Source organism: Streptomyces griseofuscus (assembly GCF_014673495.1).
In the GTDB taxonomy this organism is placed as follows: domain Bacteria; phylum Actinomycetota; class Actinomycetes; order Streptomycetales; family Streptomycetaceae; genus Streptomyces; species Streptomyces murinus.
In genome coordinates, this window is sequence record NZ_CP051006.1 from 3966822 (window position 1) to 3988581 (window position 21760).

Consider the following 21760-nt stretch of genomic DNA (forward strand, 5'->3'; position numbering starts at 1 on the left):
CCACGCCCGGTAAGGAAGTCCTGGCGCACGGAAGTTCCCGGCGGGCTCTGCTGATAGCTTGCTGCGGGCCGTCCGGCCGAGGGCGGCCGACGCCTACAGCTTGGGGAGCCTGACGTGACTTCGGCGACTGCTTCGACCGGTACACGGGTGCGGATCGCGGCCCTGGCCGCGGGACTGGTGGGCGCGCTGGCGCTGACGGCGTGCGGCGGCGGTGGCGGCGGCGACCACTCCTCCACGGACCCGTCGGCCATGACGAGCGCCGCCCCCACACCGTCCTCGTCCGCCGACGGCTCCAAAGTCAGCGGCGCCTCCGGCAAGCTCCAGGGCAGCTGGCTGGCCACCAGCGGCGGCACCATCGTGGCCCTGGTGATCAACGGCAAGCAGGCCGGGATCTTCGCGACCGGCGGCACGGTGTGCAGCGGCACCGCGGGCACCGAGTCCGGCATGCAGATGATCCATCTGACCTGCGCCAAGGGCAGCAAGGACCGCACCACCGGGATGGTCGACTCGGTCGACGGCAGCTCCATGAAGGTCACCTGGTCGGGCAAGGTGGGCCAGGAGACGTACACCAAGGCGGAGGGCGGCAAACTGCCGTCCGGCCTGCCGACCGCCGCGGCGCAGTGACACCCCCCTCTCGTACGGCACTCCCCTCTCGTACGGAAAACACGGGAAACACCTGAAGCGGTGATTTGCGAGGGGCGCGCGAACGGGGCCGCCGTCCAGGCGCGATGATGCAGGAGCACCGTCACGACCTCGATGGGACCTGCTCATGCGCGCCTTTCCGCTCACCGTCACCGCCGTTGCCGCCGCCCTGCTGCTGACCGCCTGCGGTGGCGGGGGCAACAGCGGCAGCGGGGGCAAGAACAGCTCGGCCTGCCAGATCGGCGGGGTGTCCCTCCAGGTCGGAGCGGCGAGCGTGGCGCCGGCGGCGGGCGACACCGGCGAGGTGCCGGTCAGCATCACCAACCAGAGCAAGACCTGCACGCTGGAGGACTTCCCCGGCGTCACCCTGGGCAGGTCCGGCACGAGCGCGAAGCTGTCCGCCCAGAAGGGCGCGAAGGGGCAGACCCTGAAGCTCGCCAAGGGCGACGCCGCGACCTTCACCATCAGCTATGTGCGCGGCAAGGACGGCGACGCCACCAGCCTCGCGGCCACCGACCTGAAGATCACCCTGCCCGGCGGGGACGCGGTGCAGAGCTTCCCCTGGAAGTACGGCCCGATCGCCGGCCAGGGCGCCGCGACCAAGCCGAACGCCTCCGTGAGCACCTTCCAGCAGGCCGGCGACTGAGGCGCCGGGGGCGCGGGGACCGCGTCTCAGTCCAGCCGTGGCCGCGCCCTGACCTGGGCGCGGTCGGCGGCGGCCGCGCCCTCCGTCCAGCCCGCCTCGTCGCTCACCCCGCGCAGCCGGGTGGTGGTGGTCTGCGGGAACATCCGCTCCATGCGGCCGGTGACCGCCACCTCGCGGGTGGCCAGCACCGGCAGCAGATCCTGGGTGACCTGACTCTCGGCGGCAGTCGCGAGCCGCGCGCCGACCCGGTGGGCGTAGGCGGCGAGGAAGGACTGCCGGAAGGTCTTGGTGCGCTTGCGCCCGGCCGCCCGCTGGCCCGCCTCGGCCTTGGTCATGGCGTGCGTGGCCTGCACCAGCAGCGAGGTGTAGAGCAGTTCGACCGCCTCCAGGTCGCCCTCGAAGCCGACGACGGTGGAGAAGCAGAGCGGTTCGTTCCACACCGCGCGGCAGTGGTTGGCGGTGGCCACGGCGTCCAGCAGGACGGCCTTGGCCTGTTCGTACGGCGGCTCGACGCCTATCCGGCAGGCCCCGGGCGCGTCCGGCGCGGGCGCGGCGGCGGCCAGCAGCGCCTCGTCGACACTGTGCCGGGCCATCAGCTCCTGCGCCTTGGCGGTCAGGGCCTCGGCCTCCTCCGGGTAGCCGGTCGCCTCGGCCTTGGCGAGCAGCGCGCGGATGCGGCCCAGGAGCCGGGAGGCGGCGGGGTCGTGGGTGCGGCGGGTCTCCTCCTCAAGGGGTTCGAGGGAGGGCAGGCGCAGCAGCAGGCGGTACAGCTCCAGGACGGTGGTGGCATGGGAGAAGCGGTCGGCTCCGGAGACCGGGCCCTCGGGCAGCTCGTCGAGCTGGGCGGCCCAGCGGCGCCCGCGCGGCCGGTCCGCGCCGGACTGCGCCCGGATCAGGGCCGCGGCCAGCCGCACATGCGGCTGGTCGAGGTCGCGCCGCACGAGCCGTACGACATCGGCGGGTGCCCAGCCGCGCCGCCACGCGGTCGCCATGAACTCCTCCCCGCGCCGCGCGAGTTCGGGGTCCGCTGCGGGGTCGGCGGCGAGCAGGGAGGCACCGGTGTCGAGGCCGGTGTCGGTGTCGTCGTAGAGCGCGGCCCGAAAGGCCCGCTCGACCGTGCTGGCAGAACTGGTCACAGCGCCGATCGTGCCACGCCCCGCCGACAACGCGCCGAGCACCGTCCACAGCCTGTGGATAAATCCACGCCGTCAGGCGCTCGGGGTTCTTCACTGTCAACCATCGGTTGACACTCTCGTGGGCGCAACCTACGGTTGACACATGGCGACCAACCCGAACATCACGGCATCCGTGCGCCTCGACGACCTCATCGAGGCCATCAAGAAGGTTCATCCCGAACCCCTCGACCAGCTACAAGACGCGGTGATCGCGGCCGATCACCTCGGCGATGTGGCGGACCATCTGATCGGGCACTTCGTGGACCAGGCCCGCCGCTCCGGCGCGTCCTGGACCGAGATCGGCAAGAGCATGGGCGTGACCCGGCAGGCGGCGCAGAAGCGTTTCGTGCCGAAGGAGTCCGCCGACCTCGACCCCAACCAGGGCTTCAACCGCTACACCCCGCGCGCGCGGAACGTGGTCATGGCCGCGCACAGCGAGGCGGTGGCCGCCCGCAACCCCGAGGGCCGCCCCGAACACCTCGTCCTCGGGCTGCTGGCCGAGCCGGAGGGCATCGCGGCGAAGGCGATCACCGCGCAGGACGTCCCGCTGGACGCCGTGCGCGAAGCCGCGACGGCCGCGCTGCCGCCGGCCGCCGAGGAGGTCCCCGACCTCGTCCCCTACGGCCCCGAGGCCAAGAAGGTCCTGGAACTCACCTTCCGTGAGGCGCTGCGGCTCGGGCACAACTACATCGGCACCGAGCACATCCTGCTGGCCCTGCTGGAGCACGAGAACGGCGCGGGCGTCCTCAGCGGGCTCGGCGTCACCAAGGCCGCGGCCGAGGAGTACGTGGACAGGGTCCTCGCACTGCTTCTGGAGAAGCGCTCAACGACCCCCACCGAGGACTGAAAGCGCAGGTCACGGCGATTGTCAGTGTCGCCTGCCACACTCGCAGTCATGGCCGACCGGTGGGCACTCGCTCCGGCCGAGGACGGTGGCGTGGACGTCGCCCCCCTCGGCCCGGACGGGCTGCCCGCCGGACCGGTGCGGCGGGAGAGCGATCCCGCCGGGGCGGTGCGGAGCCGCCCGGAGGTGACGCGCTGGGTGTGGCGGTCGACCGCCGATGTCTATCCGCGCCTGCTCGCCACGGGGGTGCGAGTGGAGCGGTGCTACGACATCGAGGTCGCCGAGACCCTGCTGCTGGGCCACGAGGGGCGGTACGGCGAACCACGCTCGGCCGCCGCCGCCCTGGCCCGCCTCCGGGGCGGCCCCGTGCCGGCCGACCCGCCGCAGCGGGCGGCCGATCCGGGCGCCCAGTCCCCGCTGTTCGAGTCCACCGGCGCCACGCTGCCGCTGGCCGACCTCCTCGCGGTCTACGCCGACCAGCTGCGACGGCACGAGAAGGCGGGCGACCCGGGCCGGATGCGGCTGCTGACCGCCGCCGAGTCCGCCGGCACCCTGGTGGCCGCCGAGATGAACAGGGCCGGGCTGCCCTGGAGCGCCGAGGTGCACCGCGGGCTGCTGCACGATCTGCTCGGGGAGCGGTATGCGGGCGGGGGCGAGCCGCGCCGTCTCGCGGAGCTGGCGGACGAGGTGTCCGCCGCGTTCGGCCGCCGGGTCCGGCCCGATCTGCCGGCCGATGTGATCAGGGCGTTCGCGCAGGCCGGGATCAAAGTGCGGTCCACCCGCCGCTGGGAGCTCCAGACCCTCGACCATCCGGCCGTCGCACCGCTGCTCGAATACAAGAAGCTGTACCGCATCTGGGTGGCCCATGGCTGGTCCTGGCTCCAGGACTGGGTGCGCGAGGGCCGCTTCCGCCCCGAGTTCCAGGCCGGTGGCACGGTCACCGGGCGCTGGGTGACCCATGGCGGGGGCGCCCTTCAGATCCCCAAGGTGATCCGGCGGGCCGTGGTCGCCGACCCCGGCTGGCGGCTGGTGGTGGCCGACGCCGACCAGATGGAGCCGCGGGTGCTGGCCGCGATCTCCCGTGACCCCGGTCTGATGGAGGTCGCGGGCCGGGAGAGCGACCTCTACCAGGCGGTGTCCGACCGGGCCTTCTCCGGCGATCGCGACCAGGCCAAGCTGGCCGTGCTCGGCGCGGTCTACGGCCAGACCTCCGGTGACGGACTGAAGAACCTCGCCGCGCTGCGCCGCCGCTTCCCCAAGGCCGTCGCCTATGTCGACGACGCGGCGCGGGCGGGTGAGGAGGGCCGGCTGGTGCGGACCTGGCTGGGCCGCACCTGTCCACCGGCCGCGGGCGTCGGCGAGGACGCGGCGGAGGAGGCGGGCATCCCCATCGGGGCCGGGGAGGACGAAGGGGAGACACCGGCCGACGGCCAGACCGCCTGGGTGCCGGGCTACGCCTCCACCAACTCCCGTGCGCGGGGCCGCTTCACGCGCAACTTCGTCGTCCAGGGCAGCGCCGCGGACTGGGCTCTGCTGCTGCTCGCCGCGCTGCGCCGCTCCTGCGCCGGGCTGCGGGCCGAACTGGTCTTCTTCCAGCACGACGAGGTGATCGTGCACTGCCCCGCCGAAGAGGCCGACACCGTGGTGGCCGCCATCCACGAGGCGTCTGCCCTCGCCGGGCGGCTGACCTTCGGCGAGACACCGGTGCGGTTTCCGTTCACGACGGCGGTGGTGGAGTGTTATGCGGACGCGAAGTAGGGGGGCGCGGGTGTGCTGCGCCGCCGCGCGGGGTGACACGCAACCCATACGCACCGGTGCCGGCCGACCGGCCACCGCCGAGCGACCATGCGCCTGACGGCCGATCGCTGCCACATGGGGTGACGCCGGACCCCGTCGACCGACCGCCGCCGAGCGGGGCGGCACCGAACTCCCGTCAGCCGATACCGAAACCGCGCGGAGCGGCGCCGGAGGACCGGCCACTGCCGAACAGGCAAACACCTGACGGCCGACCGCTGCCACACGGGGCGACGCCGGACCCGCACGGGACGGCCCGGGCCCGAGAGGGCAGGCGCCGGGCGGCCAGCCGTCGTCGTCGGGCGGGGCGACGTCGCACTCCCTTCGGCCGATACCGAAACCGCGCGAGCCGGTGCCGGGCGACCAGCCGCCGCGCAACCGGCGCCGGAGCCGCACGGGGCGGCTCCGGGCGAGCGACCGCTGCCGGGCGGGCATGCGGCTGGCGGTCGACTACCGCCGGGGGGCACCGGGTCAGTGCGTGGCGACGCCGGGCGGCCCGCCGCCGTCGGGCAGACACGCGCCTGACAGCCGACCGCTGTCGCACGGAGTGAGACCCGAGCCGCACGGGGCGGCTCCGGGCGAGCGACCGCTGCCGGGCGGGCATGCGGCTGGCGGTCGACTACCGCCGAGGGGACACCGGGTCAGTGCGTGGCGACGCCGGGCGGCCCGCCGCCGTCGGGCAGACACGCGCCTGACAGCCGACCGCTGTCGCACGGAGTGAGACCCGAGCCGCACGGGGCGGCTCCGGGCGGGCCCGCGCCGTCGAGTGAGCCGGGTGGGGATAGGGCGAACGGCCGGGCGGCGTAGGTCGGTTCACTCGGACAGTAGGTGTCGCAGTTCGGTCAGGACGGTTTGTTCGTCCGTGCCGGTCAGGGCGGTGAGGGCGGTGTGCCAGGCGGTGCGGGCCTCCCGGTGGCGGCCCTGGGCGTGCAGCAGGAGGCCGTGCTGGTGGCGGGCCAGGCCGCCCGTGTAGCGGTCGGCGCGGGCGTCGGCGCGGCGCAGCAGCTCGCCGCACTCGATGTACGCCCGCTCCCCCTCCCCCAGCTCCCGCAGCGCGCGGACCAGGCCGAGCCGGGTCTGGGACTCGCCGTGCCAGTCGCCGTGCCCGCCGAGGATGCTCAGGCTCTGCTCGAAGTGCCGGGCGGCGGCGGCCGGTTCGCCGAGGGCGAGATGGGCGTAGCCGATGTTGCAGTGCGCGGAGTGGCGCACGATGACGGCGCCGACCGTCTCCCCGATCGCCAGCGAGCGCCGGTGCTGCTCGATGGCGGCGCGTGGATCGGTGTGTTCGTAGAGGTTCCCGAGATGGCTGTGGGTGACGGCCTCGCCGACGGGATCGTTCAGCAGCCGTGCGTAGGACAGGCTCTGCCGCAGCGCCTCCTCGGACTCCGCGAACCGGCCGAGTCCCTCCAGCAGCAGCCCCCGGTTGTTCAGACAGCGCCGGATGCGGCTGGCCACCCCGAGCCGCCGCCAGCTCTCCAGGCAGCGGTCGGTCAGGGCGAGCGCGTCCTTGTGCCGGCCGGTCAGGAAGTGCAGGCCCGCGAGGTCGCCGAGGGCGTACGCCCGCGCCTCCTCGTCGTCGAGCCGCCCTGCCGCCCCGAGCGCGGCCCGCCCGAGCACCTCCATCTCCGCGACCCGGCCACTGCGCTGCACATACGGGAACAACAGGCGGGTCAGCACCGAGAGATGGGCCAGCCTGCGCGGGTCCTCCGCGTCGGCGTTGCGTGCCACCAGCGCGACCACGTTCTCCAGCTCCGTCTCGCCCCAGGCGAACGCCTGCCCGGCCGACTCGAAGGATCGCAGCCCGGCCACATCGGCGGCGTGCTCCGGCGGCTGCGCGGGAGTCGGCCGCAGCCGGTCGTCCAGGTCGAGGCCGGGTTCCACGATGGCGACGAGCGCGCGCTCGGCCACGGCGGCGTACCAGCGCAGGGCGACGAGGTCGGGGTGCACGTCGGTCCGGGGACAGGTGGCAGCCCGGTCGGCAGGGGAGGGGCCGGCCGTCGTAAGGACCTCCTCCTTCGAAGCCAGTTCGCGGGCGAACTCGCGGACCAGGTCGTGCGGGGTGTAGCGGCCGTAGGCGGTCTCCTCCAGAAGGGCCACGTCGACCAGGCGGTCCAGGGCGGCCTCGGCGCGGCGTGCGTCGATGCCGGTGAGGCGGGCGAGAAGCGGGGCACCGTAGGTCGGCAGGTCGAGCGCGCCGACGCGGCGCAGCACGAGGGCCGCGTCCCGGTCGGCCTCGCGGTCGGCGGCGGCGAGGGCGTCATGGGCGACGGCGAGGGAGCGCCGGACGCTGAGGTCGTCGTACTCCAGCTGCCGCAACCTGCCCCCGGTGGCGGCCAGTTGACCGGCCAGCACGTCCGGGGTGAGGGCATGCCGGGCCACGAGCCGGGCGGCGACCACGCGCAGCGCCAGCGGCAGCCCGCCGGTCAGCTCGACCAGGGCGTGCCCGGCGTCCAGTCCCGGACGGCCGCTCAGCGCGCGGAGCAGGGTCGCGCTGTCCTCGCCGGTCAGCGGGGTGAGCGGAAAGCGGCGGGCGCCGTCGAGGGTGGTCAGCGGGGAGCGGCTGGTGACGATCACCGCGCAGCCGGGGCCGGCCGGGAGCAGGGGGCGTACCTGGGCGGCGTCGGCCGCGTCGTCCAGGACCAGCAGCATGCGGGCGGGGGCGAGCAGAGAGCGGAGCAACGCGGTTGCCGCGTCCGCGTGTTCGGGCACATTGCGGGGCTCGACCCCGAGATCGCGGAGCAGGGAGGCGAGGGCCCGCACCGGGGCGAGCGGGGGCATGCCGGGGGTGGCTCCGTGCAGATTGACGTAGAGCTGACCGTCGGGGAAACGTTCCCGCAGCTCATGGGCCACATGCAGGGCGAGCGCGCTCTTGCCGACGCCCGCCATGCCGGAGACCACGGCGACGGCCGGGCCCGGCGCGGGCGGCTCGGTCAGCGCGTGCCGCAGGGCGCGGTGGATGGGAGTACGGCCGGTGAAGTGGGCCGGTGGGGGCGGCAGTTGGGCGGGGGGTGGGGGGTGCGCTGCGGGCGTGGCGCCGTCGGGCTCGCCCTCGCGTTCGCCGTCGCGGCCGCCTTCGCGCTCGCCGCCGCCCTCACCTTCACGCTCGTCCGCACGCGAAACCTCGGAAGCGACCGGCTTCAGCTCGCCGTCGCCTCCCCGTGCGGGCGGGTGTTCCGTCCGATTCCGTTCCCCCGCCGGGCGGCCGGCCTCGGTCGGCCGACAGGACTCACCGCCGGCCGCGCCCTCCCCCGCGTCCTCGCCCTCCGGGAGCCATGCGTCGCTCCCGTCGCTCCCCCGCAGCACCTCCACATGGGCCTCGCGCATGGCGGGGCCGGGTTCGACGCCCAGTTCCTCGATCAGGCGGGCGCGCAGATCGCGGTGGACGGCGAGGGCCTCGGCCTGGCGGCCGGTGCGGTGCAGGGCGAGCATCAGCTGACGGTGGTACGCCTCGCGGAACGGATGCTCGGCGACGAGGGCCGACAGCTCGGGCACGAGCGCCGCCAACCGCGTTCCGCCGATTGCGAGTTCGGCGTCGTACCGCCATTTCAGCAGGATCAGCCGCGCCTCCTCCAGACGCGGCACCAGGGTGTGGCCGCCGAGGTCGGGCAGCCCGCTGAGCGGGGTGCCGCGCCACAGCGCGAGCGCCTTCGTGCAGGACCGTACGACGCCCGGCCAGTCCTGCCGGGCGTGCGCGGCACGGGCATCGGTGACCAGCGCGTCGAACACGTCCACGTCCCGCTCGCCCTGGTCGACGCGGAGCAGATAGCCCGGCGGCACGGATCTGAGCCGTTCGGGATCGTCCAGGAGCCGGCGCAGCCGGGTGACATGGTTGTGCAGGGACGCCTGCGCGGAGGCCGGCGGCGCCCCGCCCCACAGCGCGTCCTTCAGCGACTCCACCGACACGACCCGGCCGGGCTCCAGCAGCAGCGCGGCGAGGAGGGCGCGCACCTTGGGGCTGCCGATGGCGCGGGCGGCGGTGTCGGGTGTGCCCTCACCGGGGACGGGATGGTGAGGGGCGGCGTGGCCGGGGGTGGCGGGCACCGCGTCGCACGGCGTCTCGTACGTCGGGCGGTCGTAGAGGACCAGCGGACCCAGCAGTCCGAACCGCAGCTCGCGCCGCCCTTTCACGCCGCTCCACTGCCTTCCCGCGCCGGCCGGGCCGACCGTGCTCCGCGGCGGGCGTGCACCCGCCGTACTCCTGGCGGGAATCCGTCCCGCAGGCGACGATTTCTCGCCACCTTTCGCGGGCGGTTCCCTGTCGCCGTCCGCGGGGCGATCGACCCTGGTCAGTGGTCGTCCGGACGTCCGGACGCCGGTCCGCTCACCGGCCTGCCGCCGCTGCCGCCGGGTGAGTTCCGGTCATCCGACCTGTCACGCACCGACGCTCCCTCGGCCACATGTTAGCGATCCGTTGGTGAGACTTGATGTGATCATTCCATCGGAACCGGCCCGACGGCGCGCGCGTCAGTCGCGTAACTCGGGGGAGTGTCGCCGCAGGTCGGATCCGGGGACGTGGGTGGTCCCGGTCGGCGGAGGTGAACGACCGGGACCCCGTCCCGCCGCCCCCTGCCCCGAGCGCTCAGATCACGGGCGGGCGGCCCAGCTTGGTCAGCCGCCACACCGTCCGCCAGCGCATCGGCCTGCGCTCCCCCGCCGGTTCCCGGACCCCCTCCACGAACCCGCCGAACCATGCCTTGAGTCCGGCCGCGGAACGGGTGCGGGCGAGGGTGAGCAGGGTCCAGACCCCGAGGTGGACCGGGATGAGCGGCAGCGGCAGCCGGCGCCGTACGAGCCAGACGCGGTTGCGGGCGTTGACGCGGTAGTAGATGGCGTGCCGGGCCGGGGAGGTCTTGGGGTGCTGGAGCAGCAGTTCCGGGCAGTAGCGGATCCTCCAGCCGGCGTCGGCGGCGCGCCAGGCGAGGTCGGTCTCCTCGTGCGCGAAGAAGAACTCGGCGGGCCAGTCACCGGTCTCGGCCAGCATGGCCGTGCTCAGGGCGTGGCCGCCGCCCAGGAATCCGGTGACGTAGCCGCCGCGCAGCGGGTCGGAGCCGCCGATCCTGGGCACGTGCCGCTGCTGGGTCTCGCCGTGCTCGTCGGCGATGCGGAAGCCGACGATGCCGAGGCGCGGTTCGGCGGCGTACAGGTCCCGTACCCGGCGCAGCACATCGGCGTCGACGAGCAGCCCGTCGTCGTCGAGTTCCACGACGACGTCGATGTCCCCGAACTCCCGCAGCCGGGCGAGGGCGACATTGCGGCCGCCCGGGCAGCCCAGGTTCTCCGGCACATCGACGGTGGTGACCTCGCCGGGCAGCGAGAGGCGGCGGGCGAACTCGGGGAGCCGGCAGCCGTTGCCGACGATCACGATCCGGGCGGGGGCGAGGTCCTGCTTGGCCACGGACTCCAGCAGGGCGTCGACCTCGGCGGGCCGGTTGCCCATGGTCACCACGGCGACGGCGATCCTCGGCTCCACCATGTGCACACCCCATCAGGCAGCGGCGACGCGTTCCTGACCGCGCGCCGCCCATCGTTCACCAAGAGGTCGCGCCACCTGCGCCGGTTCGCCGCCCGTCGATCCCTTTACAACCTTTTTGCGATGCTTTGCTGGTCGCGGCGGAATCCCGGTTCGGGACATCACACGGCAAGCAACAACTCCGCCAGTCCCTTGGGACGCGACAGCATCGGCCAGTGCCCGGTGGGCAGTTCGGTCATGGTCCAGCCCGGGCCCGCCAGCATCGCGAAGGCCGGCAGTCCGGCCGCCACCATGGCCCGCACCTGTTCGACCGTGAAGGTGGCGGCGATCAGGGTGCGCGGGGTGTCCGGGATCTCGGCGGGCCGGCGCACGGGGCCCAGCACCAGCGCTGCGGGCTGCGCGGTCGCGCGCGGCGCATCTGTGTCAGATCGCCCGCCGAGAGTCCGGCCAGCGAGACCGGGTCCCGCCGCTGGTCGTCCTCGTCGAAGGGCCGGGCCGCCCTGGACCTGGCCACCGCGGCCCGCGACCGGCGCCGGGTCCGCATCACCTACCGGTCCTGGCGGGGCGAGACCTCCACCCGAGACCTGGACCCCTACGGGCTGGTCCTGCACGGGGGCCGCTGGTACGTGTCCGGACTCGACTCGCGCCGCGCCGAGATCCGGGTGTTCCGGGTCGATCGCGTCCGCTCCCTGCGACCCGCCGCGCACCCCCGGGCGACCGAGCCGCCACCCGGGTACGCCCCCGCCGCGCAGCTCGCCTCGGCCCTCGGCGAGGTCGCGGGCCGGCACCGGGTCCGGGTGCTCCTGCACACCACCCTGGAGCAGGCGGCGCGCCGAATCCCGCCGGGCGCGGCGACCCTCGTCCAGACCGCCGAGGGAGTGCTGCTGGAGACGCGCGCCGAGCGGTTCGACACCATGGCCTGCTATCTGGCGGGGCTCGGCTGCCCGCTCACCGTGCACCACCCGGCCGAACTCCGCGAGGCACTCGCCCGATTGTCCGACAGGCTCGCCTCCAGCGCGGCATCGGGCGGGCGGGACATGGGGCCCGTGCGCGGACGATGAGACGCGCTGCCGGGGGCCTCGCCCTCCTTGAGAGCCCTCAGCAGCCGGACCCGTTACGGGGTCACGCGGCGGCGCCGTGCCGTCCGCCGCGTCCCGATCGGAACACGGCGGACGGCACGGTTGCGGTACCGGCGTGTACGACGCCCGGGCCGCCGCCCCCTCAGCAGTCGATCGGCGCGGAGCCGACCGCCACGTCGTCGAACCACAGGGTGTCGTCACCGCCGCCGTAGCTCTCCCAGCCGAGGCGCAGGCCGGTGGGGCGCGGTGCGGTGGTGCGGGACAGCCACTGCTGGTCGATGTCCGCGGTGGGGACGCCGTCCTGGTGCAGACCGGGAACCTGCTGGTCGCCGAGCCAGGTGTCGAGGTGGCCGTTCGACGTGTCGACCATGAAGCGCAGGCACTGCCAGCTGCCGGTGGGCAGCGGCGCGCTCTGCGCCACACCGGCCGGGCTCTGCGCGGGCAGGGTGGCGTCGTCGAGCTCGCGGTTCCACTGGAGGGCGCCGTTCTGGCCGCCGATGCGCAGCGCCTTGCCGCCCTGGGAGCTGTCGGGCATGGAGACGAAGGCGACGTGTCCGGCGGGGAGGGCGGTGGTGTGCCGTACCCACATACGGAGGTACACGGGCCCCACCGACGACAGGTCCGCCGTGGTGGCGACGAAGGCGTGGTTGCAGTACCCGGCCTTGCCTTCCACCCGGATCGACTTGCCGCCGCTGTGCGCGACGGAGGTGTCGACCGTGACCGTGCCGGTGCCCTGGCAGTCGGGCGCCGTGAACTGCCAGGCGCCGGAGGGCGTGGTCCCGCTCTGGTCCTCGAACCCGGTGCAGATCACGGCGCCCCCGCAGCCACTGCTCGGCGGCGGGGTGGTCGGCGGGGTCGTGGTCGGCGTCCCCGGATCGGTCGGCGCCGTGGCCCCTCCGCAGGACACCCCGTTCACCGCGAAGTCGCTCGGCGTGGGGTTCGCCGCCTGGTACGTGCCCTGGACCCCGAAGTCCGCGGAACCCCCCGTCGCCAGGGCGCCGTTCCACCCGGCGTCCGTGACGGTGACCGCCTTCCCGCTCTGCGCGACGCCGGCGTTCCAGGCCGAAGTCACCTGCTGGTCGCCGCCGTACGTCCAGGTCAGCCGCCAACTCGTGACGGCGGGACCGAGGTTGGTGACCTTGATCGCGGCGGTGTATCCACCGGACCACTGATTGACGGCGTAGTCGACCCGGCAACCCGAGTCCGCCGCGGCGCTGCTGACCGGCGCCGCGACGAGGGCGGCCAGCAGCAGCCCGACGGCCGAGAACCCCGCCGGCACCGCCGATACCCAGGGGTGGTGCCGTAATCGCGGGACAAGAGTGCGCATGTCTACCTCCGAGCCAGTGGGTGGGAGGGTGCCGTTCCCGACTATGGGAGCGCTCCCACACATGAGAGCGACTCCGGCCGGAGGCTGTCAATGCGCCGGACGTACGAGTCCCCGGCCGGGGCAACGCGGCGCGGCTCCGGCCGGGGACTCGGCGGCGGGCTGACTCAGAACAGGGCCGTGCCGCGTTCGAAGTCGAGGAGGCGGCGCTTGCGGTCGAGGCCGCCGCCGTAGCCGGTGAGGCTGCCGTCGCTGCCGACGACGCGGTGGCAGGGCACGATGATGCCGATCGGATTACGGCCGTTGGCGAGACCCACCGCCCGGGAAGCGCCCGGCTTGCCCAGGGCGTCGGCGAGCTGGCCGTAGGTACGGGTCTCGCCGTAGGGGATGCGGACCAGCTGGTCCCAGACAGTGCGCTGGAACGGGGTCCCGCGCAGGTTGAGTTCGAGGGAGAACTCGCGCAACTCACCCGCGTAGTACGCCTCCAGCTGCTCCCGGGCGGCATCGAAGCAGGCGAGCGAGTCGTCGCGGGGGCCGAAGTCCTCCTCGGGTGGGCGGTGCCGCTGAGCGGTCATGTACAGACCGCACAGGGCGCCGTCGGCGGCGACCAGGGTGAGCAGACCGTACGGGCTGTCGGTCTCGGTGTGGCAGATCATCGCAGAACCCACTTACACAGGAAGGAAGTTGATCGGGTGGCTGTCGGTCGCCCACAGATACTGCACCGCGTACGCCCGCCACGGACGCCATGCCTCCGCACGCGCGATCAGCGCCGCGGGCGTCGACGGCAGCCCCAGCTCGGCGGCCGCGCGGCGGATACCGAGGTCGGTCGGCAGGAACGCGTCCGGATCACCGAAGGCACGCATGGCGATGACATCGACCGTCCAGGGCCCGAACCCGGGCAGCGCGAGCAGCCGGGCCCGGGCCTCCGCCCAGTCCGACTCCACTCCCAGGTGGAGGGTGCCGTCGGCGAGTTGACCCACCAGGGTGGTGAAGGTGGCGCGCCGGGTGCGGGGCATGGCCAGGGTGTCGGGGTCGAGGGCGGCCAGTGCCTGGGGCGAGGGGAAGAGGTGGGTGAGGCCGCCCTCGGGATCGTCCACGGGTGTGCCGTGCGCGGTGACCAGGCGGCCGGCGTGGGTGCGGGCGGCGGCCGTTGACACCTGCTGGCCGAGTACGGCCCGTACCGCGAACTCGGCCTCGTCCACCGTGCGGGGCACCCGGCGGCCCGGTGCCTTGTCGACCAGGGGGGCCAGCAGCGGATCGGTGCGCAGCCGGTCGTCGACCGCGACCGGGTCGGCGTCCAGGTCCAGCATCCGGCGGCAGCGGCTGATCGCCACGGCCAGGTCGCGCAGGTCGCTGAGGGTGAGCCGGCAGGCGATGTGGTCGGGGCGCGGGGCGAGGGCGGCGATCCCGTGCCCGTACGGCAGCCGCAGCGTGCGACGGTACGCACCGTCCCGCCATTCCTCCACGCCCGGTACGGCGGTGGCGGCGAGGTGGCCGAAGAGGTTGTCCGGGTTGAGCGGGGCACGGAACGGCAGCCGCAGCGACAGCGTGCCCGGGGTGGTCTCGCCCGCCGCCCGCCCGGCCGGCACCCGCCGGCGCAGCTCACTGGGGGACAGCGCGAAGACCTCGCGGACGGTGTCGTTGAAGGCGCGGATGGAGGAGAAACCGGCCGCGAAGGCGATCTCCGCCATGGGCAGCGGCGTGGTCTCGATGAGCAGCCGGGCGGTCTGGGCGCGCTGGGCGCGGGCGAGCGCCAACGGGCCCGCGCCCAGCTCGGCGAGCAGCTGCCGCTCGACCTGGCGGGTGCTGTAACCGAGCCGGGCGGCCAGGCCCGGCACACCCTCACGGTCCACGACCCCGTCCGTGATCAGGCGCATCGCACGGGCCACCAGATCAGCGCGCTGGTTCCACTCCGGGGAGCCGGGACTCGTGTCCGGGCGGCAGCGCTTGCAGGCGCGGAACCCGGCCTGCTGGCAGGCGGCCGCGCTCGGGTAGAACGTCATGTTCCCCGGCTTGGGCGGAACCACAGGACAACTGGGCCGGCAGTAGATCCGGGTGGTCAGCACGGCCGTGTAGAACCAACCGTCGAACCGCGCGTCCTTCGACTGCACGGCACGCACACAATGCTCCCGGTCGAAGTGCGTCGCTGTCTGCATGACTCCAGGATGACCAGGACCGAAGCGGCACGCTGGCGGAAATCCGACATGAGCGTGGGCCGCCGGACAGCTCGGCCGGCACGGCCCAGGACGCCTGGCGATGACGCCTTGTCACACGTTCTCGTCCACCGGACGGTAGACGCTCAGCTCCCGTGCGGTCATCTCGTCGAGGACGCGCTGCCATTCAAGGGCATTCTGCTCCAGCCATTCCCGTTGCATGGACAGCTCGACGCAGTAAGCCGGCACGCTTTTGTCACACGTGCGAAGTGCCTCTTCTTTCTGCGCCTCGACTTCCTCGCGACTGAGCCCCGCAGCCCGCTCCCGCACTTTCCTGCGCACCGTCTCATCGGACTCGAACATTGTTCTTCCCCATTCAGTGGCGCGTCTCACCAGGGCACCCAGAGAAACAGCGGGAGAGGCCACTGTCTAGCGGGTTTGCGACGTCAACCCTCCAGATATGGGGAAACCTCTCTCTGGTACGGACAGATGTGCGACTCGGCTAAGTCGTCGCGGACCGAGGAGGCTCCACGGCGCTCCACAGCCCCCAGGGCACCCCAGCTGACCTGCGCGCACGCGGCGCCGGGCGACCGCATGGACGGGCCTCTGCCACGTCCGGGTGACGGCGGGGCTGTTGTTGATGTCGAGAACCTGCCAGAGGATGACGCCTGTTCCTGCTGGACTGGTGGACACACTCCGCATGTGCAGCCCAACTCAGGACGGAATTCATGTCCACAACAACCACCCCTTCTGTTCAATCCCCCGCACCATCAGGCCGTTCGCCCTTGATTTCCTGGCTGGCCGTCATTTCCGTGATGCTGGGGATCTTCGCCATCGTCACCACCGAAATCCTGCCGATCGGCCTGCTCACCTCGATCGGATCGAGCTTCACCATCTCGGACGGAATGGCTGGTCTCATGATGACCATGCCCGGGTTCCTGGCCGCGATTTCGGCCCCGCTGGTCACGGTGACCACGGGGCGGATCGACCGACGGGTCATGCTGGGTGTGTTCATCCTCCTGTTGGCGCTGGCCAACTTCCTGGCCGCCGTCGCGCCGAACTATTGGCTGGTCCTGGTCTCCCGCGTCATGGTGGGGGTTACCATCGGCGGCTTCTGGTCCATCGGAGCCGGCCTGGCCGGGCAGCTGGTGCCTGCCAAGTCCGTGGGCCGCGCGACCTCGGTGATCTTCTCCGCGGTGCCGCTCGGCTCGGTACTCGGGGTACCGCTGGGCACGTTCATCGGTGATGTCGCGGGCTGGCGGATCGCTTTCCTCGCCATGGGCGGCTTCACGCTGGCCGTCCTCGCCCTGCTGCTGGTGGTGGTCCCGCCGCTCCCCGCCGACCAGGCGACCCGCCTCGACGTACTCGGCGGCATGCTCCGCAGTGTCAACACCCGCTTCGCCCTGGTCATGACCTTCCTGGTCGTGCTCGCCCACTTCGGCACGTACACCTACGTCACACCGTTCCTGGAGCAGGTGACCCACGCGGGCTCGGGGCTCATCACGGTCTACCTGCTCATCTACGGAGCGGCCGGCATCGCCGGCAACTTCTTCGGCGGTTCCACGGTGGGGCGCTATCCGCGGGCCACCTTCGCCGCGGCCGCCGCGCTGATCGCCGCCGCGACCCTGCTCCTGCCCGTCCTCGGCACGTCGGACGCGGGAGCGGTGGCCCTGCTGATCGTCTGGGGCGCCGCCTACGGAGCCGTGCCGGTCTGCTCCCAGACCTGGTTCTCCAAGGCCGCGCCCGACTCCCCGGAGGCGTCCTCCGTCCTCTTCACCGCCTCCTTCCAGGCCACCATCTCCATCGGAGCCCTGGTCGGTGGGGCTGTCCTGGACCGTTCCTCACCCTCGACCGTCATGACGCTGGGCGGCCTGGCCGCCGTCCTGATGGTGCTCGTGGCCTGGGCCCACCGGGCAGGGAAGTACACGTGGCCCAAGGCCTCGTAGCCGCACCGCGCCGAGTCCGGCCGGCCTGCCCGGCATCCGCCCCACAGCGTTCACCCGCTCGTCCGGTCGCCCCGCCCCGGCGGCCGGGCGGGCGGCGCCTCCCCGTCCCTCTCTCGGACCACCTCGATGAGCCAGGTGCTCACCACCGCCTATCTAAGGAGACCGTCGCTTATGTGCGGCATTGCGGGCTGGATAGATTACGGGCGCGACCTCACCCAGGAGCGCGCCATCGTCGACGCCATGACGCAGACGATGGCGTGCCGCGGTCCTGACGCCGAAGGTGTGTGGATCGACCGGCACGCCGCCATCGGGCATCGCCGGCTCTCCGTCATCGACCTGGAGGGCGGGCGTCAGCCGATGGCCGCCGAGCAGGACGGGCGTACGTTGGCGGTGCTGACCTTCAGCGGCGAGATCTACAACTACCGCGAGCTGAGGGCGGATCTGATCTCCCGCGGACACCGCTTCCGTACCGAGAGCGACACCGAGGTGGTGCTCCAGGGGTACCTGGAGTGGGGCGAGGGCGTCGTCGACAAGCTCAACGGCATGTTCGCCTTCGGCATCTGGGACGTCCGGACCCAGGAACTGCTCCTGGTGCGTGACCGGATGGGCGTCAAGCCGCTGTACTACTACCCCACCGCGGACGGCGTCCTGTTCGGCTCGGAGCCCAAGGTCATCCTCGCCAACCCGGAGATCCCGCGCCGGGTGAACACGAACGGCCTGCGCGAACTGCTCGACATGGTGAAGACCCCCGAGCACGCCATCTTCACCGGCATGCACGAGATCCGGCCGGGACACACGGTCCGCGTCCGCCGCCAGGGGCTCGTCAAGCGCCGCTACTGGGCACTTGAGGCCAGAGAGCACACGGATTCCCTCGAGACGACCATCGACACGGTCCGGGGGCTCCTCGAGGACACCGTCAGCCGGCAGCTCATCTCCGACGTACCGCTGTGCAGCCTGCTGTCCGGCGGGCTGGACTCCTCCGCCGTCACCGCCCTGGCGGCCAAGGCGCTGGCCGCCGAGGGGGCCGGGCCGGTGCGGTCGTTCTCGGTCGACTTCGTCGGCGCCGCGGAGAACTTCGTCCCGGACCCGCTGCGGAGCACCCCGGACGCCCCGTTCGTCCGCGACCTGGCCCAGCACGTGGCGGCGGAGCACAAGGAGATCCTGCTCAACAGCGACAACCTGAGCGACCCCGACGTCCGGGCCGCGGTCCTCGCCGCCACCGACCTGCCGCCCATGTGGTACGGCGACCTGTGGCCCTCCCTGTACCTCCTCTTCAAGGCGGTACGGGAGCGGTCCACCGTGGCCCTGTCCGGTGAATCGGCCGACGAACTCTTCGGCGGGTACAGCTGGTTCCACGACCCCGAGGTCCTCACGGCCGAGACGTTCCCCTGGCTGACCACGACGCCGGGACCCTTCTACGACGGGACACCGCTGTTCGACGGGGGGCTGCTCAGCACGCTCGACATCCCCGGCTACCGGCGGTCGAGCTACGGCGACGCCATCGCCGAAGTGCCGGTCCTGCCGGGCGAGACGGGCCTGGAGAAGCGGATGCGGGAGATCAGTTACCTCAACCTGACGCGCTTCCTCAACACCCTCCTCGACCGCAAGGACCGTATGAGCATGGCAGTCGGGCTGGAGGTCCGCGTACCGTTCTGCGACCACCGGCTCGTGGAGTACGTGTTCAACGCCCCGTGGGCCATGAAGACCTTCGACGGGCGGGAGAAGAGCCTGCTGCGCGCGGCCACCCGCGACGTCCTGCCCGAGTCGATCGTGCAGCGGGTGAAGGCGCCGTACCCGAGCACGCAGGACTCCGGGTACGAGAAGAAGCTCCGCGACCGGCTCGCGGAGGTGCTCGGCGGCGGCGACGCCCCCATCCTGCCGCTCCTCGACAAGGAGCGGGTCCGCGGCCGCCTCGACGGCAGCATCAGCACCGCCAGCACCCAGATCACCCGGATCGACCTGGAGGTTCCGCTCTGGCTCAACGCCTGGCTGGAAACCTACGGCGTCACGGTCGACCTGTGAGCGCGGATTCCGCGTAGCCCTGCGGTCCGCCGACCGCACGGCACCCACTCTCCCGGTGGCCTCTGAATCCCCCGTCGGGGCCACCGGGTCTCTTCACGTGAGCGAACAACGCGGTATCCGGCTCCGATCACCCGGAAGGCATTCCACGATGGCCGCTGCGAGACCGTACCCCCCGTCCGCGCGATCGGCTCCGCCGCCGGACGACCGGCCCGGCGAAGTGGCCGAACTGGCCGCCCGGCTGGGCCGTCTCATCGGCCGGCTGCGGGTCCTGGACCTGGACGGTGTCACCCCGGCTCCCGTCTTCCGGGCCCCGGCCGGCCCCGCTCCCACCACCCCGGGGCCCCTCGATGCAGCCCTTTGAACTCACCATCGAGCACGCGGCGGCGGCCATCGCGGCACGCACCCTGTCCCCCGTCGAACTCGTCGACTCGGTGCTGGACCGGTGCGACGCTGTCGAGCGGCGGCTCCACGCGTACGTCACCGTCGTGGCGGACCGCGCGCGCCAGGACGCGCGGCGGGCCGAGAAGGAGATCCGCGACGGCCTCCACCGCGGGCCGCTGCACGGCATCCCGTACGGCCTCAAGGATCTGTTCGACGTCTCCGGGATCCCCACCACGGCCAGTTCCCGGGTCTGGGCGGACCGTATGCCCGACGGGGACAGCACGGTGGCCACGCGGCTGGCGGCCGCCGGCGCGATCCTGATCGGCAAGACCCACACCCACGAGTTCGCCTATGGACTGCTCACTCCGCAGACAGCCAATCCTTGGCACGCGGATGCCATCGCCGGAGGGTCGAGCGGCGGTTCGGCGGTCGCGGTGGCGGCCGGGTCGGCGCTGTTCGCGCTGGGTACCGACACCGGAGGCTCGATCCGCATCCCGGCGGCGCTCAACGGCATGGTCGGCCTGAAGCCCACGTACGGCCTGGTCTCCCGGCACGGGGTGGCGCCCCTCGCGTGGTCCCTGGACCACGTCGGCCCCATCGCCAGGACCGTCCGCGACACCGCGACCGTCCTGAGCGCGCTGGCCGGCCACGACCCGGCCGACCCCGCCAGCGCCGCCGCTCCGGCCCACGCGCCCGCGGCATACCCGGCGGGCCCGCGGGGGCTGCGGGGGCTGCGCGTCGGCGTGCCCGACACCTACTACTTCGACCGTGTCGATCCGCAGGTGGAGGCAGCCGTCCGGGAAACGGTCGAGCTGCTGCGGGAGCTCGGTGCCGCGGTGACGCCCGTGAAGCTGCCGCTGGTCGAGCACATGGAGGCCACACAGTGGGGCCTGATGGCCCCCGAGGCGTCGGCGGTCCACGAGGAGACCCTGCGCGCGGCGCCCCACCTCTACGGCCCGGACATCCGGCTGCTCCTGGAGGCGGGAAGCCATGTGTCCGCCCTGGACTATCTGCGCGCCCAGCGCACCCGCTCCCTCATCAGCGACGCCTGGATCCGGCTCTTCGGCGGCGTCGACGTGCTGATCGCCCCCACCTCCCCCATCACGGCGGCACGGCGCGGTCAGGAGACCGTGCGCTGGCCGGACGGCGTGACCGAGACGGTCACCGACGCCTACGTCAGGCTCTCCTCCCCCGCCAACATCACCGGATTCCCCGCGCTGTCCCTGCCGGTCGGCACGGACTCCGCCGGGCTACCCATCGGTGCCCAGTTGATCGCCGCGCCCTTCTCGGAGTCCGTCCTCTTCCGGGTGGGAACAGTCATCGAGGAACAGCGCACGGACACTGGCGGACCTGCCGATGTGCCCCGGACGGTCGCCATCCACGAATCCTCAGACTCCTGAGGCAGGACCCGGAGGCTTACTCGTGAACCCTGAGTTCGTTCCGTCCCCCGAGGTGCTCCCCGAGGCCTTCTACCACGAGCTGGGGGGCGGCCGGTACGAGAGCACCCCGGCCACCGCGGGCCCGTGGAGCGCGAAGTCGCAGCACGCCGGCCCCCCTTCGGCCCTGGTGGGGCACGCGATGGAGCGGCACGATCCCCGGCCGGGCATGAGGATCGCCCGCATGACCGTGGAGCTGTTGCGGCCGGTGCCGGTCGGGGACCTGACGGTCACGGTGCGCACGGTCAGGTCCGGCGGCAGCGTCGAGGTCCTTGAGGGGGAGATCACGGCGGGCGGCGAGACGGTGCTGCTGGCCCGGGCCTTCAGGCTGGTCGCCAGCCCGCCGTACACGCCGTCGCTGGGGCCCGTCCCGTCCGCCCCGGCCCTGCCCGGACCGCAGCCCCCGCACACCATGGCGGACGCCCATCTGGACGGCTACATCGCGGCGATGGAGTGGCGGTTCGAGGACGGCCGGGGCTTCGACTCGCTCGGTCCTGGCACCGCCTGGGCCCGCCAGCGGATCCCCCTGGTGGCCGGTGCCCCGGACTCTCCGCTGACCAGGGCGCTCACGGTGGCCGACAGCAGCTGGGCCGTCGGCTTCGAGCTGGACCACCACACGAATCTCGTCATCAACACCGATGTGACCCTCGCCCTGCACCGCGATCCCGTCGGGCAATGGCTGTGCCTGCGCTCGCACACCGAGGCCAGCCCCGACGGTTCGGGGCTGGCCCTCGGGCAGCTCGACGACGAACTGGGGGGCTGCGGCCGGGTGTTGCAGACCCTGCTGGTCACCGAACGGCGCGACCGGCCGTGACCGGCCGCGCCGGGAGGCCGCCCCACGGCGGAGC

The 21760-nt window shown here is 73.0% G+C and carries 19 protein-coding genes; 10 read left to right on the forward strand and 9 right to left on the reverse strand.

The window, feature by feature from the left end:
- Positions 1 to 114 precede the first annotated feature (114 nt).
- Together HEP81_RS17670 and HEP81_RS17675 are read left to right on the forward strand one after the other, a co-directional pair.
- A complete protein-coding gene (locus HEP81_RS17670; RefSeq protein ID WP_243279448.1) occupies positions 115 to 624 on the forward strand; it encodes a hypothetical protein in 510 nt (169 codons plus the stop codon).
- A gap of 145 nt (positions 625 to 769) precedes the next feature.
- Positions 770 to 1288: a DUF4232 domain-containing protein gene (locus HEP81_RS17675; protein WP_037660382.1), complete on the forward strand. Its 519-nt coding sequence runs from the start codon at positions 770 to 772 to the stop codon at positions 1286 to 1288.
- 26 nt (positions 1289 to 1314) lie between these two features.
- On the opposite strand, the gene HEP81_RS17680 is transcribed toward HEP81_RS17675, so the two are convergent.
- Positions 1315 to 2424, reverse strand: a complete 1110-nt coding sequence (locus tag HEP81_RS17680) for a DUF2786 domain-containing protein (protein ID WP_037660384.1) — start codon at positions 2422 to 2424, stop codon at positions 1315 to 1317.
- Positions 2425 to 2566: 142 nt separating this feature from the next.
- On the opposite strand from HEP81_RS17680, the gene HEP81_RS17685 reads away from it, so the two are divergent.
- Positions 2567 to 3310, forward strand: coding sequence for a Clp protease N-terminal domain-containing protein (locus tag HEP81_RS17685; RefSeq protein ID WP_037660386.1), 744 nt, complete (start codon positions 2567 to 2569; stop codon positions 3308 to 3310).
- Positions 3311 to 3358: 48 nt separating this feature from the next.
- Complete coding sequence (locus HEP81_RS17690) at positions 3359 to 5065, forward strand: bifunctional 3'-5' exonuclease/DNA polymerase (RefSeq protein ID WP_037660387.1); 1707 nt, start codon at positions 3359 to 3361, stop codon at positions 5063 to 5065.
- An 849-nt stretch (positions 5066 to 5914) separates the two neighbouring features.
- Here HEP81_RS17690 and HEP81_RS17695 read toward each other — a convergent pair.
- From HEP81_RS17695 to HEP81_RS41510, 3 genes are all read right to left on the reverse strand, one after another.
- Positions 5915 to 9229 carry an AfsR/SARP family transcriptional regulator gene (locus tag HEP81_RS17695; RefSeq protein WP_063755266.1) on the reverse strand — a complete coding sequence of 1105 codons (3315 nt, stop codon included), beginning with the start codon at positions 9227 to 9229 and terminating at the stop codon, positions 5915 to 5917.
- A 451-nt stretch (positions 9230 to 9680) separates the two neighbouring features.
- Positions 9681 to 10574: a glycosyltransferase family 2 protein gene (locus HEP81_RS17700; protein ID WP_037660388.1), complete on the reverse strand. Its 894-nt coding sequence runs from the start codon at positions 10572 to 10574 to the stop codon at positions 9681 to 9683.
- A gap of 158 nt (positions 10575 to 10732) precedes the next feature.
- The gene (locus tag HEP81_RS41510; protein ID WP_051850458.1) at positions 10733 to 10942 is read right to left on the reverse strand and encodes a hypothetical protein; all 210 of its coding nucleotides are present in this window, start codon (positions 10940 to 10942) and stop codon (positions 10733 to 10735) included.
- Between the two features lie 135 nt (positions 10943 to 11077).
- Here HEP81_RS41510 and HEP81_RS41515 point away from each other — a divergent pair, with 135 nt between their 5' ends.
- On the forward strand, positions 11078 to 11632 hold the full coding sequence (locus HEP81_RS41515) for a WYL domain-containing protein (protein WP_274599515.1): 555 nt from the start codon (positions 11078 to 11080) through the stop codon (positions 11630 to 11632).
- A gap of 160 nt (positions 11633 to 11792) precedes the next feature.
- Here HEP81_RS41515 and HEP81_RS17710 read toward each other — a convergent pair whose 3' ends face one another.
- The 5 genes from HEP81_RS17710 to HEP81_RS42675 all read right to left on the reverse strand — a co-directional run bounded on the left by HEP81_RS17710 (position 11793) and on the right by HEP81_RS42675 (position 16055).
- Positions 11793 to 12977, reverse strand: a complete 1185-nt coding sequence (locus HEP81_RS17710) for a cellulose-binding domain-containing protein (RefSeq protein ID WP_037660390.1) — start codon at positions 12975 to 12977, stop codon at positions 11793 to 11795.
- Positions 12978 to 13141: 164 nt separating this feature from the next.
- Complete coding sequence (locus HEP81_RS17715; protein WP_037660392.1) at positions 13142 to 13630, reverse strand: methylated-DNA--[protein]-cysteine S-methyltransferase; 489 nt, start codon at positions 13628 to 13630, stop codon at positions 13142 to 13144.
- Positions 13631 to 13642: 12 nt separating this feature from the next.
- Positions 13643 to 15130 carry a DNA-3-methyladenine glycosylase 2 gene (locus tag HEP81_RS17720; protein WP_190276004.1) on the reverse strand — a complete coding sequence of 496 codons (1488 nt, stop codon included), beginning with the start codon at positions 15128 to 15130 and terminating at the stop codon, positions 13643 to 13645.
- Positions 15131 to 15241: 111 nt separating this feature from the next.
- Positions 15242 to 15490, reverse strand: a complete 249-nt coding sequence (locus HEP81_RS17725) for a hypothetical protein (protein WP_037664394.1) — start codon at positions 15488 to 15490, stop codon at positions 15242 to 15244.
- Positions 15491 to 15881: 391 nt separating this feature from the next.
- Positions 15882 to 16055 (reverse strand): hypothetical protein, encoded by a 174-nt coding sequence (locus HEP81_RS42675; protein WP_243279855.1) that lies wholly within the window; start codon positions 16053 to 16055, stop codon positions 15882 to 15884.
- On the opposite strand from HEP81_RS42675, the gene HEP81_RS17730 reads away from it, so the two are divergent.
- The 5 genes from HEP81_RS17730 (at position 16003) to HEP81_RS17750 (ending at position 21726) form a co-directional block, all read left to right on the forward strand.
- Positions 16003 to 17073 carry an MFS transporter gene (locus HEP81_RS17730; RefSeq protein ID WP_243279807.1) on the forward strand — a complete coding sequence of 357 codons (1071 nt, stop codon included), beginning with the start codon at positions 16003 to 16005 and terminating at the stop codon, positions 17071 to 17073. The genes HEP81_RS42675 and HEP81_RS17730 overlap by 53 nt on opposite strands.
- 171 nt (positions 17074 to 17244) lie before the next feature.
- A complete protein-coding gene (asnB, locus tag HEP81_RS17735; protein ID WP_037664390.1) occupies positions 17245 to 19095 on the forward strand; it encodes an asparagine synthase (glutamine-hydrolyzing) in 1851 nt (616 codons plus the stop codon).
- Between the two features lie 148 nt (positions 19096 to 19243).
- Positions 19244 to 19456: a hypothetical protein gene (locus tag HEP81_RS17740; RefSeq protein WP_154822781.1), complete on the forward strand. Its 213-nt coding sequence runs from the start codon at positions 19244 to 19246 to the stop codon at positions 19454 to 19456.
- On the forward strand, positions 19443 to 20876 hold the full coding sequence (locus HEP81_RS17745; protein WP_051850773.1) for an Asp-tRNA(Asn)/Glu-tRNA(Gln) amidotransferase GatCAB subunit A: 1434 nt from the start codon (positions 19443 to 19445) through the stop codon (positions 20874 to 20876). Before HEP81_RS17740 ends, HEP81_RS17745 begins: the two co-directional genes overlap by 14 nt.
- Before the next feature lie 22 nt (positions 20877 to 20898).
- Positions 20899 to 21726, forward strand: a complete 828-nt coding sequence (locus HEP81_RS17750) for a thioesterase family protein (RefSeq protein ID WP_051850772.1) — start codon at positions 20899 to 20901, stop codon at positions 21724 to 21726.
- Positions 21727 to 21760: the final 34 nt, after the last annotated feature.